Source organism: Gordonia westfalica, assembly GCF_900105725.1.
In the GTDB taxonomy this organism is placed as follows: Bacteria; Actinomycetota; Actinomycetes; order Mycobacteriales; family Mycobacteriaceae; genus Gordonia; species Gordonia westfalica.
Map to the genome: position 1 here is coordinate 16,437 of NZ_FNLM01000034.1, position 17,289 is coordinate 33,725.

General features: G+C 62.9%; 12 protein-coding genes, 1 tRNA gene and 2 pseudogenes. 11 read left to right on the top strand and 4 right to left on the bottom strand.

All coding sequences use genetic code 11. The annotated features are described in order from the left end of the window. Positions 1 to 152 precede the first annotated feature (152 nt). The 9 genes from BLU62_RS05350 to BLU62_RS05390 all read left to right on the top strand — a co-directional run bounded on the left by BLU62_RS05350 (position 153) and on the right by BLU62_RS05390 (position 8,110). Positions 153 to 1,043, top strand: a complete 891-nt coding sequence (locus tag BLU62_RS05350; RefSeq protein ID WP_425284595.1) for a ParA family protein — start codon at positions 153 to 155, stop codon at positions 1,041 to 1,043. Continuing rightward, the gene (locus BLU62_RS05355) at positions 1,040 to 1,966 is read left to right on the top strand and encodes a segregation and condensation protein A (RefSeq protein ID WP_099047834.1); all 927 of its coding nucleotides are present in this window, start codon (positions 1,040 to 1,042) and stop codon (positions 1,964 to 1,966) included. The genes BLU62_RS05350 and BLU62_RS05355 overlap by 4 nt, the downstream gene beginning before the upstream one ends. Continuing rightward, the gene (scpB, locus tag BLU62_RS05360; protein ID WP_074848512.1) at positions 1,963 to 2,814 is read left to right on the top strand and encodes an SMC-Scp complex subunit ScpB; all 852 of its coding nucleotides are present in this window, start codon (positions 1,963 to 1,965) and stop codon (positions 2,812 to 2,814) included. The genes BLU62_RS05355 and scpB overlap by 4 nt, the downstream gene beginning before the upstream one ends. A gap of 37 nt (positions 2,815 to 2,851) precedes the next feature. After that, positions 2,852 to 3,787 (top strand): pseudouridine synthase, encoded by a 936-nt coding sequence (locus BLU62_RS05365; protein ID WP_074848514.1) that lies wholly within the window; start codon positions 2,852 to 2,854, stop codon positions 3,785 to 3,787. Further along, positions 3,784 to 4,479: a (d)CMP kinase gene (cmk, locus tag BLU62_RS05370; protein WP_074848516.1), complete on the top strand. Its 696-nt coding sequence runs from the start codon at positions 3,784 to 3,786 to the stop codon at positions 4,477 to 4,479. Before BLU62_RS05365 ends, cmk begins: the two co-directional genes overlap by 4 nt. Beyond that, positions 4,476 to 5,915, top strand: a complete 1,440-nt coding sequence (gene der, locus BLU62_RS05375) for a ribosome biogenesis GTPase Der (protein ID WP_074848518.1) — start codon at positions 4,476 to 4,478, stop codon at positions 5,913 to 5,915. The genes cmk and der overlap by 4 nt, the downstream gene beginning before the upstream one ends. A 135-nt stretch (positions 5,916 to 6,050) precedes the next feature. After that, complete coding sequence (locus BLU62_RS05380; RefSeq protein WP_074848520.1) at positions 6,051 to 6,314, top strand: GlsB/YeaQ/YmgE family stress response membrane protein; 264 nt, start codon at positions 6,051 to 6,053, stop codon at positions 6,312 to 6,314. Between the two features lie 151 nt (positions 6,315 to 6,465). Beyond that, positions 6,466 to 6,539: transfer RNA gene (locus BLU62_RS05385), tRNA-Pro, on the top strand. Positions 6,540 to 6,757: 218 nt separating this feature from the next. Next, entirely contained in the window at positions 6,758 to 8,110 is a 1,353-nt protein-coding gene (locus BLU62_RS05390; protein WP_074848522.1) for an ApeA N-terminal domain 1-containing protein, read from the top strand. Between the two features lie 49 nt (positions 8,111 to 8,159). Here BLU62_RS05390 and BLU62_RS05395 read toward each other — a convergent pair whose 3' ends face one another. Further along, complete coding sequence (locus tag BLU62_RS05395; protein WP_208863602.1) at positions 8,160 to 8,477, bottom strand: hypothetical protein; 318 nt, start codon at positions 8,475 to 8,477, stop codon at positions 8,160 to 8,162. 136 nt (positions 8,478 to 8,613) lie between these two features. On the opposite strand from BLU62_RS05395, the gene BLU62_RS05400 reads away from it, so the two are divergent. Further along, entirely contained in the window at positions 8,614 to 10,122 is a 1,509-nt protein-coding gene (locus BLU62_RS05400; protein ID WP_074848524.1) for an IS1634 family transposase, read from the top strand. Here the strand turns inward: BLU62_RS05400 and BLU62_RS05405 are convergent. Together BLU62_RS05405 and BLU62_RS05410 are read right to left on the bottom strand one after the other, a co-directional pair. After that, positions 10,115 to 10,903, bottom strand: coding sequence for a site-specific integrase (locus BLU62_RS05405; protein WP_244278074.1), 789 nt, complete (start codon positions 10,901 to 10,903; stop codon positions 10,115 to 10,117). The genes BLU62_RS05400 and BLU62_RS05405 overlap by 8 nt on opposite strands. Positions 10,904 to 11,137: 234 nt before the next feature. Continuing rightward, a pseudogene (locus BLU62_RS05410) lies at positions 11,138 to 12,112 on the bottom strand (IS481 family transposase). A 248-nt stretch (positions 12,113 to 12,360) separates the two neighbouring features. Between BLU62_RS05410 and BLU62_RS05420 the strand changes: the two are divergent. Next, positions 12,361 to 15,852, top strand: a complete 3,492-nt coding sequence (locus BLU62_RS05420; protein WP_084811737.1) for a DUF4020 domain-containing protein — start codon at positions 12,361 to 12,363, stop codon at positions 15,850 to 15,852. Positions 15,853 to 16,106: 254 nt separating this feature from the next. Here BLU62_RS05420 and BLU62_RS05425 read toward each other — a convergent pair. Next, positions 16,107 to 17,180: pseudogene (locus BLU62_RS05425) on the bottom strand (ATP-binding protein). Positions 17,181 to 17,289 lie beyond the last annotated feature (109 nt).

Sequence of the window (17,289 nt, forward strand, 5' to 3'; positions counted from 1 at the left end):
ACCGGCAATCGCCGACTGGCCGACATGCATCGGGCACCGAAGAGTGAAGGGAGCGGCGGACACGTGACCACTCCGAGCGCACCGCAGTCTCCGAACCCGACTCGAGGGTTCGGGGGAAGGCGGTCGTGACCTCCGCGGGGGATCAGTACAGCATCCAGGTGTCGCCGGGAAAGGACACCGAGGAAGCCCACGACATCGACGAGATCGGCCCCACCGGTCGCCCGTATCGAGAGGTGCCCGATCCGAGGCCGCTCGATCGTCATGGACCGGCCACCGTCATCGCCGTGTGCAATCAGAAGGGCGGGGTCGGCAAGACCACCTCGACCATCAATCTGGGTGCTGCTCTCGCCGAGTACGGGCGTCGCGTGCTGCTCGTCGACCTCGACCCGCAGGGCGCGTTGTCGGCAGGTCTCGGTGTGCCGCACCACGAGCTCGAGCAGACCGTCTACAACCTTCTCGTCCCGCCGCAGGTGGCTACCGACGAGGTGCTGATGCGTACCCGCGTCGACGGACTCGACCTGCTTCCGAGCAACATCGACCTCTCGGCCGCGGAGATCCAGCTCGTCACCGAGGTGGGTCGCGAACAGTCTCTGGCCCGTGCCCTGCACCCCGTGCTGGACCGCTACGACGTGGTGCTGATCGACTGCCAGCCGTCGCTGGGCCTGCTCACCGTGAACGCCCTCGCCTGCTCGGACACCGTGCTCATCCCGATGGAGTGCGAGTACTTCTCGCTGCGAGGTCTGGCGCTGCTCACCGACACGATCAACAAGGTGCGCGACCGTCTCAACCCGCGCCTGGACCTCGGCGGCATCCTCGTCACCATGTTCGACGCCCGCACGCTGCACTCCCGCGAGGTGATGGCACGTGTCGTCGAGGTGTTCGGCGAGGCCGTCTACGACACCGTGATCTCCCGGACCGTCCGTTTCCCGGAGACGAGCGTCGCCGGTGAACCGATCACCTCGTGGGCACCCCGCTCGGCCGGCGCGAAGGCCTACCGGGCGCTGGCGCGCGAGGTGATCGCGCGCAACGTCAAGGGCGCATGACCGTCGATACCGACCCCGGCGTGTCCGATCCCACCGTCACCGAGCCCGACTCGGCGGTGACAGACGAGGCGGGGACCGAATCGGCGGTGACAGACGAGGCGGGGACCGAATCGGCAGAAGCCGACGAGGTCACCGAATCCGGGTTCCGGGTCAAACTCCGCAACTTCGAGGGTCCGTTCGACCTGCTGCTGAACCTGATCTCGCAGCATCGGCTCGATGTCACCGAGGTCGCGCTGCACGAGGTGACCGACGACTTCATCGCCTACACGCGTGAGATGGGCCCGGAGATGGGCCTCGATCAGACCACCGAGTTCCTCGTCGTGGCGGCCACCCTGCTCGATCTGAAAGCGGCGCGGTTGCTGCCGTCCGGCGAGGTCGACGATCCCGAGGACCTGGCACTGCTCGAAGCGCGCGACCTCCTGTTCGCCCGACTGCTGCAGTACCGCGCGTACAAGCAGGTGGCGCAGCTGTTCGGCGAGCTGGAAGCGGCGGCGCTGCAACGCTATCCGCGTGCCGTCTCCCTGGAGCAACGGTTCGAGGATCTGCTGCCGGAGGTCACGCTCGGCGTCGACGCGAACGGTTTCGTCCAGGTGGCCGCGACCGCTTTGACGCCGCGGCCGGTGCCGACGGTCGGACTCGACCATCTCCACGACGTGCAGTCGGTGTCGGTGCCGGGCCAGGCCCGCCGGATGGCCGCGCTGCTGAGCGCGTCGGTCGGGGAGTGGGTCGCGTTCCGCGATCTCACCGCCGACTGCGAGAGCGGGCTGGAGATCGTCGGCAGCTTCCTGGGCCTGCTGGAGCTCTACCGTGAACAGGCCATCACCTTCGAACAGCCCGAGGCCCTCGGCGATCTCGCGGTGATGTGGACCGGCGAGCGCCAGATCGACGACCTGCGCATCGACAAGGCAGAGGATTACGGATGACCGACGGACCGATCGACGACGCCGACGACGTGAACGACGAGGCGGTCGCCGACGAGACAGGGGCCGACGAGACAGGGGCCGACGAGACAAGGGCCGGAGCAACTTCCGACGAGGGTGCTTCCGACGGGGCCGCGCCGGAGGACAGTGCGAGCGATCCCGGCCCGGCCGATCCCGAGCAGACGGCGCTGACGGGGGAGGACGAGGTCGAGGTCCTCGACGACGCGACTCTGCGGTCGGCGCTGGAGGCCGTGCTGCTCGTCGTCGACACCCCGGTGACCACCGAGGAACTGGCCAACGCCGTCGACCAGGACCGGACCCGGGTGCGCGAGATGCTCAACGCCATGTCGTCGGAGCTCACGGCGGCGCGCAGCGGTTTCGATCTGCGCTTCGCCGGCGACGGCTGGCGCTACTACACGCGGGCGGACTACGCGCCGTATGTGGAGCGGTTGCTGCTGGACGGGGCGCGGTCGAAGCTCACGCGCGCGGCCCTGGAAACGCTCGCCGTGATCGCCTACCGGCAGCCGGTGACGCGTGCGCGGGTCAGCGCGATCCGCGGCGTGAACGTCGACGGTGTGATCCGGACGCTGGTCGCCCGCGGCCTGATCAACGAGGTCGGCCAGGACCCGCAGACCAACGCCACCACCTATGCGACGACCGAGATGTTCCTCGAGCGACTCGGCCTCGCATCGCTGTCCGAACTGCCCGATCTGGCGCCGCTGCTGCCCGACGTCGACCTCATCGACGACCTCGACGACGAGTTGTTGTCGGATCCCCGATTCGCCAAATTGTCCTCTCAGCCGTCAGACTCGAAGGTACTGGTCACCGACGGTGACCTGAATGATGACTAGAACCGCATAGATCTACCGACACACAGGATCGAGAACAATGGCTTCCGCTGGCCGAGATGGCTCACCGGGAAAACGCCGCAAGGGCGCCCCCGCACAGCAACCGCGAACCAAGAAGACGCACCGCAAGGGGTCGTCGACACCGAACGCAGACGTCGGGAAGATCCGGCTCAACAACGCCCGGCCCGCGCGGCATCAGGTGGCGCCTGAGCAGGTGAGCGGCAACGGTCCCGCCTTCGTCGCAGACGGCGTCCGACTCCAGAAGGTCCTGGCCCAGGCGGGTGTCGCCTCGCGCCGCGGCGCGGAGGAGATGATCGCCGCCGGTCGGGTGAAGGTCGACGGCAAGGTCGTCACCGAGCAGGGCCTGCGCATCAACCCCGACACCGCGATCATCCACGTCGACGATGCGCGCGTCATCATGGACGAGACCAAGCAGTACCTCGCGTTCAACAAGCCCAAGGGCTGGCAGTCGACCATGGCCGACGACCAGGGCCGCCCGTGCGTCGGCGATGTGGTCGCCGAACGCGTGATGGCCGGACAGCGTCTGTTCCACGTCGGCCGGCTCGACGCCGACACCGAGGGACTGCTCCTGCTGACCAACGACGGTGAGCTCGCTCACCGTCTGATGCACCCGTCGTTCGAGGTGCCCAAGACCTATCTGGCCACGCTCAAGGGCGAGGTGCCGCGCGGGATCGCCCGTCACCTGCGCGAGGGCATCGAACTCGAGGACGGCCCGGTCAAGGTCGACAAGTTCACCGTCATCGAGGTCCACGAGGGCCAGTCGCTGGTGCGGATCACCCTGCACGAGGGTCGTAACCGCATCGTGCGCCGCATGATGGACGAGGTCGGCTTCCCGGTCACGAAACTCGTTCGCACCCATGTGGGTACGGTCGCGCTCGGCGAGCAGCGGCCGGGCAGCCTGCGTGTCCTCGGCAGCGACGAGGTCGGTGGCCTGTACAAGGCGGTCGGACTGTGACCGAGGGTGCAACCCGCGTCGTCGCCATCGACGGGCCGGCCGGGACGGGTAAGTCGTCGGTGTCGAAGCTGCTCGCCGACAAGGTCGGCGCCAGCTATCTCGACACCGGGGCGATGTACCGCGCGGTGACCTTGGCGGTTCTCGACGCCGGTGTGGCCCTTGATGATCCGGCCGGTATCGCCCGAGTGGTGGATGCGGTCGACATCGAGCTGATCCCCAACGGCGAAGGATCGTCGACGGTGCTTCTCGGTGGACGCGATGTATCGGGTCCGATCCGGACCGATCACGTCACCAGCGCTGTCTCGGCCGTGTCCGCGGTTCCCGAGGTGCGCACCAAACTCGTTGCGCTGCAGCGGCAGAACGCACAGGGCCGGTTCGTGGTGGTCGAGGGACGCGACATCGGGACCGTGGTGTTCCCGACGGCCGATGTCAAGATCTTCCTGACCGCGACGCCCGAGGCGCGAGCCGACCGGCGTCACAAGCAGAACCTGGCCGCCGGACGCGACAGCGACTATGCGGCCGTCCTCGAGAGCGTCAACCGTCGTGATCATCTGGATTCGACGCGCACGGTGTCGCCGCTGCGTGCCGCCGACGACGCCGTCGTCGTCGACACCAGTGACAAGACCCTCATGGAGGTCCTCGACGAACTGAGCGGCCTCGTGGAGGCCCGGATCGGAGCATCAGAGCTGTGAGCGACAACTTCGAAACCGATGTGGCGGCGTTGCCGGGTGACGGCACGTGGTCGGACGAGGCCGACTGGCAGCTGACCGACATCGAGGGCGCCGACGGTGCCGCCGAGGTCGAGCACATGCCGGTGCTGGCGATCGTCGGGCGGCCCAACGTGGGCAAGTCCACTCTCGTCAACCGCATCCTGGGCCGGCGTGAGGCCGTGGTCGAGGACATCCCGGGCGTCACACGTGACCGTGTGTCCTACTCGGCGAGCTGGTCGGGACGACGCTTCACCGTCGTCGACACCGGCGGCTGGGAGCCCGATGCGAAGGGCCTGCAGCAGGCCGTCGCGGCGCAGGCCGAGCTCGCGATGCGGACCGCCGACGCGATCGTCGTGGTCGTCGACGCGACTGTGGGCGCCACCGCCACCGACGAGGCCGTGGCGCGTGTCCTGCGCCGGTCCAAGACGCCGGTGATCTTGTGCGCCAACAAGGTCGACAGCGAGCGTGCGGAAGCCGATACGGCTGCCCTGTGGTCGTTGGGACTCGGTGAGCCGCATCCGGTGTCGGCCGCGCACGGTCGTGGTGCCGGTGATTTGCTCGACGTCATCCTGGAGAAGCTCCCCGCGACTCCGCGGGAGGCACCCGTGCTGGGCGGCCCGCGTCGTGTGGCACTCGTCGGCAAGCCGAACGTGGGCAAGAGTTCGCTGCTGAACAAGCTGGCGGGCACCGAACGTTCGGTGGTCGACAACGTCGCGGGTACCACCGTCGATCCCGTCGACGAGATCGTCGAACTGGGTGGCAAGACCTGGAATTTCGTCGACACCGCGGGCCTGCGCCGCAAGGTGCGCACCGCCAGCGGCCACGAGTACTACGCGTCCCTGCGGACGCGGGCGGCACTCGACGCCGCCGAGGTCGCGATCCTGCTGATCGACGCCTCGGAACCGATCACCGAGCAGGACCTGCGGGTGCTCTCGCTCATCATCGACAGCGGCCGCGCCCTGGTGATCGCGTTCAACAAGTGGGACCTCGTCGACGAGGATCGTCGCTATCAGCTCGACAAGGAGATCGACCGCGAACTCGCCCGCGTGCCGTGGGCGCGTCGGGTGAACATCTCCGCGTCGACCGGTCGCTCGGTGCAGAAGCTGGTGCCGGCGATGGAGAGCGCGCTCGACGCGTGGGACAAGCGCATCTCGACCGGACCGCTGAACAGCTGGCTCAAGGACGTCATCGCGGCCAACCCGCCGCCTCTGCGCGGTGGTCGTCAGCCGCGCGTGATGTTCGCGACCCAGGCGTCGGTGCGACCGCCGACCTTCGTGCTGTTCACCACGGGCTTCCTCGAGGCCGGCTACCGCCGCTTCCTGGAGCGTCGTCTGCGCGAGGAGTTCAACTTCGACGGTTCGCCGGTGCGCATCAACGTGCGTGTGCGTGACAAGCGGGAGCAGCGCCGCAAACGCTGACCGACTCCACAAACCCACCCTTTTTCGGCAGACCCACCCCCGCGTCGGGTGGTGCGTTTGCCGAAAACTGGTGGGTTTGTCGGTTACTGGTGCGGCCTGGACGTTTGTGGGAGGCGCTGTGACATACCGCGTCTCGTGCTCATCTTGGCAATCATCGTCTTCGGAATGGTCATCGGTGCCCTGGCTCAGCTCATCATCGGTGGCAAGAACATGTGGAGTATCGACTGGGGTCTGGCGATCGTCGCCGGCGTCGTCGGCTCCTTCATCGGCGGGTTGCTGATCAGCCTGATCACCGGTCACGGCGTCGAGCTGCATCCCAGCGGCATCATCGGTTCGCTCGTCGGCGCGCTGATCGTCACCGGCGGCTGGATCTGGTTCAAGAAGCGTTCCGCGGTCTAGGCATCGGCAGTAGATGTCGTTGATCGTGGCGGTCGACGCCACGTTTCGCGACATCTGCCGACCGGCCGGAAACCCCGCCTGACCAGGCGATTGGTTCCGAACGGCAGTCGTCGGCTAGGCTTTACATCGCTCCGCTTCAGCAGGGAGCAAACGGGCTGTGGCGCAGTTTGGTAGCGCACTTGACTGGGGGTCAAGTGGTCGCAGGTTCAAATCCTGTCAGCCCGACGTTATGACCAGCACTTTTGTGCTGGTCATTCGTCTTTGTGCAATAAGCGTGCAATACCGGCCTCGGCTCCGTTCGGAGTTGGGGCCGTCTGTTGTTGCACGGCTGTGTCGTCGGCAAGGTCCTCCGACACCACCCAACCCGAGGTTGTCGGACGGTTTGGGGCCGGGGTGCGAGTCTTTCCGCGATGTCTGACCTGCGTCGGGTTAGATGTTGCTCCATGGACAAGAAGCTTCGCGAGGCCCTCGTCGGCACCATGGGCCACTTCTGGACCTCCCTCCAGGACTTCCCCGAGAGTGAAACTGGCAGGCCTGGTCACGGGTCGAAGGTTGGACCACACTATGCCGTCCGCACGATGAAGACCGCCGAGGAAGGATGGAGGCTTGACCACGAGCGGCAGTACCCCGCGGCTGTCGTCGGGGCCACCGAGCAAGGAGGGTTTCTCGCGTACGACATCCGCGACATGCCCGAGAACAGCATTTTCGGCGGCGGTGCAACGACCCCAGTCAAGAGCTATCACGCGCGAGCGATCGTAGTTGGCATAGATCCTTTTGACCTCGCCAGCACTGACCTGCTTGCGATTAGCGCAACCTTCCCTGGAGTTATCGAGTGGTGTGGTGCAAAGGCGGTCGTCGCGAAGACCAAGAAAGGCTCCGACGGAAAACCGGAATCAGCTACATTTGAACTTAGGAAGATTCACCCCGTCACGGCCAAACTTAAACGAGGTGCCAGTGTAGAAATCGGTGTTCCGTGGAAAGCCCGCGGAATAGATGCCGAGGGTTTTATCGGTGCAGCTCCCCTCCAGTTTACGGTGGAGTATGAGCGTGCGAAGAATTGGTACGATCTGATAAACCCGGTGGCGAACTTTCAGGCGTTGTTGAGTCTTGCCTACGATAACCTTGTGCTCGCCGGGGAGGGCACGGCCGTGATCGAGGCGAACGCCAATGAAGATCCGAGCAACAAGGGGAAGCTATGGTCGTCCGCACTCATGGAGGTGCCGCGTGGCGTATCTGAGCCAGCGGAGCGCAGGAGCTGGCCGAGTTTCTACCTAGCGACAATCGGGGGAATGCCCGGGGTGGCGCGGTGGATTAGGCTTTGCGCCGAATATCCGCGTGCGACGTACCCGTTAACTAATAAGTACTCGATCGGCACAGGGACCGTTGAGATCGAGATGATAAACATATCTGTTGCTATCGAGTACTGGGTCGGATCTTGCAAGAGGAATGGCCGACCTAAATGGACCAAGTCTGGCGGTAAGAATCATGCGCTAACGCTTGCAAGGCACGTTGGGTCAGAGTTCGCCACCTTTGTGGGCGACATCGATAAGTGGGCCGAACTATTTTGGAACAGATACAATGCACTCAAGCATCAACCGGGTATTAAGTATGACGCGTATGAGATGTCCTATCTCATGAGAACTGGTCGCATCCTGCTAATGTGCGCTCTCTTAAATCGCGTATCGAGCACGAAATCGCCCACGAAATCAATTTGTTCATCTCATATGCACGACAGCTTAGGTCACCGCATCCGCGAACTGCTCGACAGCAACCCGACTCTGTTCGAAGGCTGGTAAGAACCCTTGGCCCCGGATCTCCACCTGGAGATCCGGGGCCGTTGTTACATCACGCGGCCTGGGTGGCCACCTTGTAGGTGGCGGCGGGCTGGTAGACGCTGACACCGATCCGGGTTTCCACGCGGGCTTGGATCTGGTTGCGGGAGAACAGCTCTCCGCTCTCGGTGGACCATTCGATGTCCAGGCCGCCGAGGGTGTCGATGCTGACCACGTTGGGGTCGAGGACCAGCGCGATCCTGGCCGGGAGTGTGGTCGAGAGGACCGCGCGTACCCAGATCTTGCATTCGCCTTGGTCCAGCGGGACGCCGCGGCCGTCCACGCGGGTGACTGCGCGCCGGACGGTCACGGCCAGGCTGTCCTTCGACATGTCGAGATCCGAGCGCTGGAGTCCTGACTTTTATCACCGAATCGGACATTGGCTCACGGCGATGCCGTGACCTGCGGTGATGGGTCGTGGCGGGCGTGGATTTGCGCACTAATTCGGGGTTCGTAGGCTACAAGGTGTGGCGTATGTGCGGACCGTGAAGACCGCGTCGGGAGCGACGGCGGTCCAGATCGTGCATTCCTCAAGGCGCGGGTCGCGCGATATCGAGCATTTGGGTTCAGCCCATGATGCTGCTGCTGTCGCGGCGCTGAAAGCTGTTGCCGCCCAGCGGATCGCTGGGGATCAGGTCGAGTTGGATCTGGGGATCGGCGCGACCACGGTTCCCGGAGGGCCGCTGCCGATCACCGCCTCAAAGATGGCGCACCTGTGCGATGCGCTCTCGGGGGTGTACCGCGAACTCGGATTCGCCCGTGCCACCGGCGATGACCAGGTGTTCGAGGAGTTGGTGATCGCCCGCATCCTGGAACCGACCAGCAAACTCGACTCCCTGCGCGTCCTCGAGGAAGCGGGGTTGGCGCCGATGTCGTATCCGACGCTCAATCGGCGTGCCCCAAAATCCGCTGAGCCGCTATGGCGGCAGAAACTCGCCGCCGCGTGCGCCGCCTACGCCGGGCTGGGATCGGCGACGCTCGTGCTGTACGACGTGACGACGCTTTACTTCGAGACCGACAAGGCCGACGGATTCCGGGAGCCCGGATTCTCCAAGGAACGCCGCTTGGAACCGCAGATCACCGTTGGCTTGTTGACCGACGCGTCGGGGTTTCCGCTGATGGTGGAGGCCTTCGAGGGCAACAAAGCCGAAACCCTCACGCTGATGCCGACATTGCGCGCGTTCATGACTGCCCATCACCTCACCAACGTCACCGTCGTCGCTGATGCCGGCATGATCTCCGCAGACAACAAAGCAGCGATCGAGGCTGCCGGGCTCTCGTTCATCCTCGGCGAGAAGATCCCCACCATCCCGTACGTGATCAGTAAGTGGCACAACGATAATCCCGGCCGTGAGATCCCCGACGGCCTGTTCCTGACCCAGCGGTGGCCGGCGAACAGCAAGACACGCCATCGCCGCCACCAAGTCGTCTACTACCAGTACAAGGCGGATCGGGCACGCCGATCGGTGCGCGGTATCAACGAGCAGATCGCCAAGGCCGAGAAGGCCGTCGAGGGCAAGATCCCGATCAAACGCAACCGATTCGTCACCCTCAAAGACAAGAAATCGAGCGTGAACCGCAGCTTGGAAACCAAAGCCCGGACACTGGCCGGATGGAAAGCGTACGCCACCAATATCGACGCTCCGACAAGCAATTTCGTGATCAGCACCTACCACGAGCTGTGGCGGATCGAGAAAAGTTTCCGCATGTCCAAATCAGACCTTGCAGCGCGGCCGATCTACCATCGCACCGAGGACTCGATCCGCGCCCACCTCACCGTCGTGTTCGCCGCCCTCGCCGTCACCCGGGTCATCGAGGCCCGCACCGGCTGGTCGATCAAGAAATTCGTCACCACCGCCCGGCGCTACCGCACCGTCACCATCCAAGCCGGCGAACAGACCATCACCGCCGCCGACCCCATCCCCGACGACCTCAACGAAGCACTCCAAGCCATCAGCAACCTGCGCACTAATTGATAAAAGTCAGGTCCACGCGGGTGACTGCGCGCCGGACGGTCACGGCCAGGCTGTCCTTCGACATGTCGAGATCCGAGCGCTGGAGTGCGGTCAGCTCACCGAACCGGAGTCCGGAGAACCCGGCCAGGAGGACCCAGGCCTTGTAGCGCGGCGTGATCTTGTCGGCCAATGCCCGGATCTCCTCCGCGGACAGGGCCACCGGCTCTGACTTGCGATGTTTGACCGCGCCACGCTTTACCCGGCATGGGTTGGTGTCCAGGATCTCGTCATCCACCGCTTGGTTGAGGATCGTCCGCAGGAGGCGGTAGGCATTGGCGTTGCGGGTGGGGAAGTCCTCCAGGCCCGCGAACCACTCCCGGACCTCGGCCACGGTGAGGGCCTTGAGCGGCCGGTCACCGAGGCCGGGGAGGATCACGTTGTCCAAGTACCCGCGATTGAGCGCGCGCGTCCTCGGCTTGTGCCGGTTGACCGTCTCGTCATGCCAGCGGTCGGCGTATGTCTTGAGGGCGAGGCCCTTCGCGGTGTTGGCCTCAGCGCGCGTGGCCGGTGGCGTCCAGGCTCCGCTCTCGATGAGTCGGCGCTCTGTGGCCAGCCAGCCCTCCGCGTCGATTATGGCCGAGAACGTCGTTGGTGCGGTGTACCGGGTGAGTTCGGCCCCGTGGATGTAGCTGGCCTGGAACCGCTTGGACGGTAGTTTGCGGATCGCCCCGAATGAGCGCCGGGTCTTGCCTGCCGTAGTCGTGGGGTCCTCCTGGAGCGTGCAATAGGAGGTGACATCCATGTCCGTGACGTGCGGCTATGTCCGATGGGTGCTCGGCCGAATAGCCCTGGTACTGACGGTGTTAGCGCTGGTCACGCTCGCTTTCCGGGTCATAAAGCGTGACAGGTTCAAATCCTGTCAGCCCGACAGAAATGTGAGCCCCTCCCGTCTGGGAGGGGCTCACTCATTTTGTATGTGACGGACCGCAAGGACCGGCTTTCGTCAAGAAGCAGGTATCGGTCCGGCCGGGGCCGCCTAGGTGTACTGACCTGAGAGGTTGGGTACGCGACTGGCGGGTGTGTCGCCTCCGAATGCGGTGTGGCCGCGATGGTGATTGTAGGTGTGGAGCCACCGAGAGGGTATTCGGCGTCGCTGGTGTAGAGGCGCGGATAGGCCCATTCGTCTGCCGGTGTGCGGTGAAGGCGTTCAACTTTGCCGTTGGTCTGGGGCCGATAGGGGAGGGTGCGGCGGTGCTCGATGCCGTCGAGTGCGTCACGGAAGGCGTGGGATCGATAGCAGAAACCGTTGTAGTCAGGACATTTCGGACTGTGATTCCGCAATAGTTGAACCAGGAGTTGGCGCGAATCCAGAATGCGGCCGCGGTCTTCTTGCGCTCGTCGGCAAGCAGTTCCCTGTAGACCAGTCGTGAGTGCGTCGATCGCGGTGTGTAGGAAGTGATAGCCTCGGGCGGGGTCGCCATTGTGGCTGCGCAACCCGGTGCTCCTATCCGCTCGGGAATTGCGACTGCCGATCGTGCGCCCCTGCATCCGCCATCCGCCGCCTGCGGGGATCTTTCCGACCTTCTTGACGTCGATATGGGCCAATTCACCGACCGCAGCCGTGTCGATGCGACGCACGGTACGGCGGGTCGGCCGGTCGATCCAGCGCAGCCGGGCTAGCCCGTCACGGGTCAGCACCCGGTGCGCGGTGGAGGGATGGACACCGAGCAGATACCCGATCCGAGCTGGGCCCCAGCGGCGGATGACTCGGACTTTGACTATGCGTCGCTCGGTTCGAGTCGGTGTTTGGTGGGGCTTCGGTGCGGTCGGGAGCTGCGATCGGTCATGCCGGCCGGTCCGAATTCGCGATAGCGGTTGGCCCAGCGCCGGGCTGCAGTGGCGGCGATTTGAAACCGGTCAGCAGCCCGTCGTAGCGGCCATCCCTCCTCGACAACACAACGAGCCAGGCGCAGACGGCCAGTTTCTGACAACGGGCATTACGGTGGGACACGAAGACCTCCAAGTTCGGGGAGCGTTCCTAGACAGCTCGCACTCCACTCGGAGGTCTTCGTCATGTCACGACGCCACGCCGTACCTGACGTCCGTGGTCAGTACACCTAGGGCAGCCAACGCATACACCGAGTTCGCTGAGCCGAGGATGCTGTGGCGCGCAGCGGACCTGAGTGGACGTTCTATGCACTGCGACAGGAATGGCGTGTACTGCTGAAAGGCGCTCTCGTGCGTTTGTAGACTCCCCGCATGTACTTCGGCAGCGTTGAACTTCCTGCACAGCTCATCGATGCTCACGCCGCCGGACGGTTGGTTATCTTCGTCGGTGCTGGTGCATCGATCGGCCGGCCTTCGTCGCTCCCCAGTTTTGAAGGCTTGGTGGGTGAGATCCGAGACGGAAGCAATCTTTCCTCCGTCTTTTCGGACGAGGATCTCAAGAGGTTGCCATTGGACGAGATCCTTGGAAGGCTTCGTGACGACTACGGCGTCGACGTTCACCGCCGGGTGTTTGAGATCGTGTCTAGAAAAGACTCGCGACCAGCGCCGCTACACAAAGCCATCGCCGCGTTGTCATCTGCCTCGACTATTCGAATAGTGACTACAAACTACGACGTTCACCTGTCCTCTGTACTTGGGGATCATGATCTAGTCGAGTACCTCGCGCCTGCCCTGCCACTCGGAGATGACTTCGCGGGGATGGTGTACCTCCACGGGCGACTTGATCAGGAGCATCATCGCCTAATCGTGACCGACGAGGACTTTGGCAAGGCATACCTGACCGATGCGTGGGCCGCACGTTTTCTTGACCGAATGTTCGGCGAGTACCCAGTGCTTTTTGTTGGATATAGCCACAACGACACAATCATGAAGTATCTGGCCCGCGGACTGGGGAGACGTGCGGATAAAAGGTATGCGTTGACGTCGGACCCGGATACGACATTCTGGCGGCGACTGGGGATCAGTGCGATCTGCTGTCCTCGTGAGGAACAGGCAGCGGTTCTGAACGACTGGGCTACCCGAAGCACGGAGGGGCTACTCGGTACGCGTGACCGGGTGAGGCGGATAGTTGCGGACCAAGAACCATCGCCGGTGCCGGAGGCTGTTTCCTTCCTTGAAGAGGTTCTGGCGAACAGAGATAGCGTCCGGTTCTTCTGCGAGTTTGCGAGAGGTGATGGGTGGCTTCAGTGGGTCTCTGGCAGACATGAGTTCGCTTCAGTCTTTCATTCATCGCCTAATATCGATCCAGAAATTACACGCGAACTCGCGAACTGGTTTGCTGAGACGTATATTCTTGATGATAACGAGTCGGACACAGCGTTCGAGCTTGCTGTTAATGCCGGAGGCGCATTGGGTGATGACCTCAGCATTGCGGTAGTTCGGCAGCTGATGGAGTTAGGCCCTCCACTCTCAGAGCGAGTGAGGCGTTGGTTGCTCTTGGTTGCCAGCGGTCGGAATAACCGCAATTTGTCCTCGTACCTGGCGATGTTACTTGAAAATCACACCTTAGAGCAGGATTCTGACGTTGCCCTATTCTTGATCGATTATTTATCTGAACCGATGATATTGCCGGCGAGTTCATTTTCCCAGATCTTAGGGGCAAGATTTGAGCCCTCGATGCGCGAGAGTGACGCATCACTCAGGGACGCATGGGAACGAATTTTCCGCCCTCATTTAGGAGAATTCTCCCACCAACTTCTCGATATCGTGGAGAGGCATCTTCGTCGCGCTGACCTGCAACTGAGGGTGGCCGGCGACGATGACCGGCGCCGGCCGTCGAGTATTTATGTCTCGAGCATTTCGGTCGGTACTGGCATCGGTGGCTCGATTGGGCTTCTTGTAGACATTGGCCGTGAATGTCTGGAAAAGATGTTGGAGGCAGGGGGTCATGACGTTGAGATGCGGCTTCGCTCATGGCAATCCAGCGAGGTTGTCCTGCTACGCCGGTTGGCTGTACTCGGATGGACACAACGCCAGGACGTGACGGGTGATGAGAAGACTGGGTGGCTCCTAGGGGCTGGGTGGCTAACTGACTACCAGCTAAGGGAAGAGATAGGCGGGTTGGTATCGGAGAGTTGCTCTTCGGCCAGCGACCAGTCGATTGCGTCGCTTGTAGATGCTATCCGTGAGCATTGGGAAGAGGACAAGTACGCTCCGCGTCGAGCAAAGAGTCTGCTGAAGCTGATCAGCGAGTCCGCCGAAGCAAGTTCGCAAGAACCGGTCATTGCGGCACTTGCCGAGCTACAGGCAGCTCATCCCGAACTGGTTGAGAACGAGAACGCGGTCGAGTCCGTATCCGAGCCGGGCAACTGGGCGGCAGCTCCGCCCTCTGACAAACTTGAGCTGCATCGGCAACTGGTGGACGAGCCCAAGTCCACGGTGGAGGCCCTAGTGAAATGCGAGTCGTCCCTCTCGGGCTGGGACGATGAGCGACGGTGGGAAGCTCTCGCTGGGGCTATGCGTGCTGTGTTGCAGGAGTCGCCAGACCTAGGGCTCGTGGTGCTCGATGAAGGTGGTAACGGCCGGTCGTTGGTCGAAAGGGTAGTCGTCCAGGGGTGGAGTGTGGCGAATCCGGATGACGCGTTGGCGAGCATCATCCTCAAGCGTATCGCTGCTATGCAGATCGAACCCATCTTGGGAAATGTGACAAGCATGATTGGTGGCTTTGTAGCTACAGGAGAAGCGTTGGTCGAGTGGTTTCGCTACGACGAGAGTGAGGAGCTTGCCAAGAAGTGTTGGCTATCAATGGATCCAACTACCACGAGTTTCATTCAGCGTGCCGACGATCACGCCTTGCTTGCGCTCAACCATCCTGCTGGCCATCTCGCTGAATACTGGGTAGATAGAATCGGTCATCTCTGGCGTATGGCTGAAGACAGTTGGCGAGGCATTCCACCAAATGTCGCTGACTATATTGCTGAAATGATTGAGGGGAATGATTCCCGGAGCGAGTCGGCTGTAATTAGATTCTGCGGATTTCTAGCCTTCTTCCATTCCGCAGACCCGATTTGGTGTAAGCAATACCTTTTTCCTTTGCTAATTTGGAATGATAGTTCGAGTGCTGCCAAAGCATGGAGTGGTTTTCTCTCGCACGGTCAATGGAGCCAGAAGCTCCTTGACGATGGATTCTTGGGCATGCTGATAGGTTCAGTCCCGCATCGAGAAGACCTTGACGGTCCAGGTCAGAGGCATCTGCCTTTCCTACTGGCTAAGGTTGCCGTCGCTGCCGAAACTAATCCTTCGGACTGGCTGGCTGACTTCGTAACTAGCAGTGAAGTGTCTGATCGGGTGTCGTGGGCGCAGGCTATCGGGCGTGAACTCGGCAAGCTTGACGCAGCGTCGGCCGAGCAACAGTGGGAACGCTGGATAGGTGCCTATGTGCGTGATCGCATCCGAAGCGTTCCGCGGATGCTTGATAGCGATGAGGCGTCTGCAATGCTCAGCTGGCCACTTGCGCTGACCACTTCGCTTGAGCAGGCAATCGACTTGATCCTGGAGGTCGAGACCTCGGGTCTCGAAAATCGTGATCTGTTCCTTCACAACCTAACCGACGAGCGGATTGCCCTTGCGCCCCAGAAGATTGCGGAATTGCTGTATCACGTGTTGAAGGACACTGCTGCGGACTTCTATATGGGGCACCTACTAAAAGATGTGCATAATCGCTTGAAATTTTCTGGGGTCAATTCGGAGACTCTTCGCAGGATTGAGGAAGAAGCAATGCGGTTGGGGTTCGGAATTGACTAAGAGGGCGCTCTCGCGACATTGACCGGGTGGAAATCGATTCGGGATAGTCAGGCTAGCGAATCTTGTCTACCTTCTATTCGGGGAGTGTGGGTGGTTCGTCGAAGTGGTCCGAGAACGGGGCGATGAGCATTGTCAGGACCAATGTGAGTAGTGACGGCACGCTATTCGAACGGATCAGCACATCAGATTCAGATCGGGTTATTCATTGGCGAGGTTGGGCTCGCCCGCTAGCTTGGCGAATAGGGCGTCTGATTTCAGATGCCGAGCGGTACCGCGACGTCGGCGCCGCCCTCTTCGGTGATCCGCGCCCCCATCCGGGTGAAATGTGGGTGTGGGGATGAATCCGCCGGCGAAGAGTGCTTCTCCTTGCCGGAATTCGGGGGACTCCGCCAGCATGTGTTCGCCGACGAACCCGAAGGTGTCGGCCAGCTCGGCGAGATCGCGCGGCGCGTTCATCCGCATCAGGCACAGGTTGTCGCACTGGGACAGCACGTTGGGGTGGATCTTGGTCGGGCGCTGCGTCGAAAGCAGAAGCCAGAGACCGAATTGGCGGCCTTCGGCGGCGATCTGCACGACACGCTCGATCAGGGCCTGCTCCACCGCGGTGGTGGCGTTGGGTGGGCAGATGTTGTGGGCCTCGTCGATCACGATGAGGATGGGACGGCGTTCCTCGCGGCGCGCCCCCAGGTGCTCGAGGACGCTGAGCGCCGCGACCTTGGGTTCGGCCGGATGGGCGAAGCCGCCCAGATCGAGGACCGTCGCCTGCGGACGCTCGTCGATGATGTCGGTGGCCGCCACCTCGCCCAGAGGTCCCAGTTGAGGACCTGGAGATTCTCGATTCGTGTGGCCAGCCGCCGGTGTCCGGGGTCGTCGGAGGAGCGCAGCGCGGTGGCATACGTGCCCTCGTCGAGCGGGCCCGCGTCGCTGAGGTTGGCGTCGGCGTGCAGCAGGACGTTGTACTCGTCGGCGTCGGCGATCGGATCCAGCTGCAGGACGGCGGCCTTCGCGGTCAGTGGCAGTTCGGTGAACCGCGTCCGCAACTGAGGGAGGTCGCGCCGGGTCGAGTGCAGCACTCGGATGTCGGCTGCGACGATGGCGGCGGCGGTTTCGGGGTCACTGGTGTCGCGCGTCTCCGGCATCCGGGTGAAGTCGGCGTTCGGATCGAGGATGAGCAAGGGGAGTCGAGTGTTCAAGAGCAGCTGCTCCAGCACCACCCCGAGGGCGTAGGTCTTTCCCGATCCGCTCTGACCGCACCAGAAGGTGTGCCGGTTGAACTTGTGCGCGGAGAGGACGACCTCGCTCGTCGAATCGTCGCGATGATCTCCCACTGTCAGCTGAACCACGACTGAACAATACGGCTTCGGCGGTCTCGGCATCGAGTCGCAGGGTTGCGCGGCGCGGCGTCGAGGAACCACTATCTGAGGCCACAGTCACGAT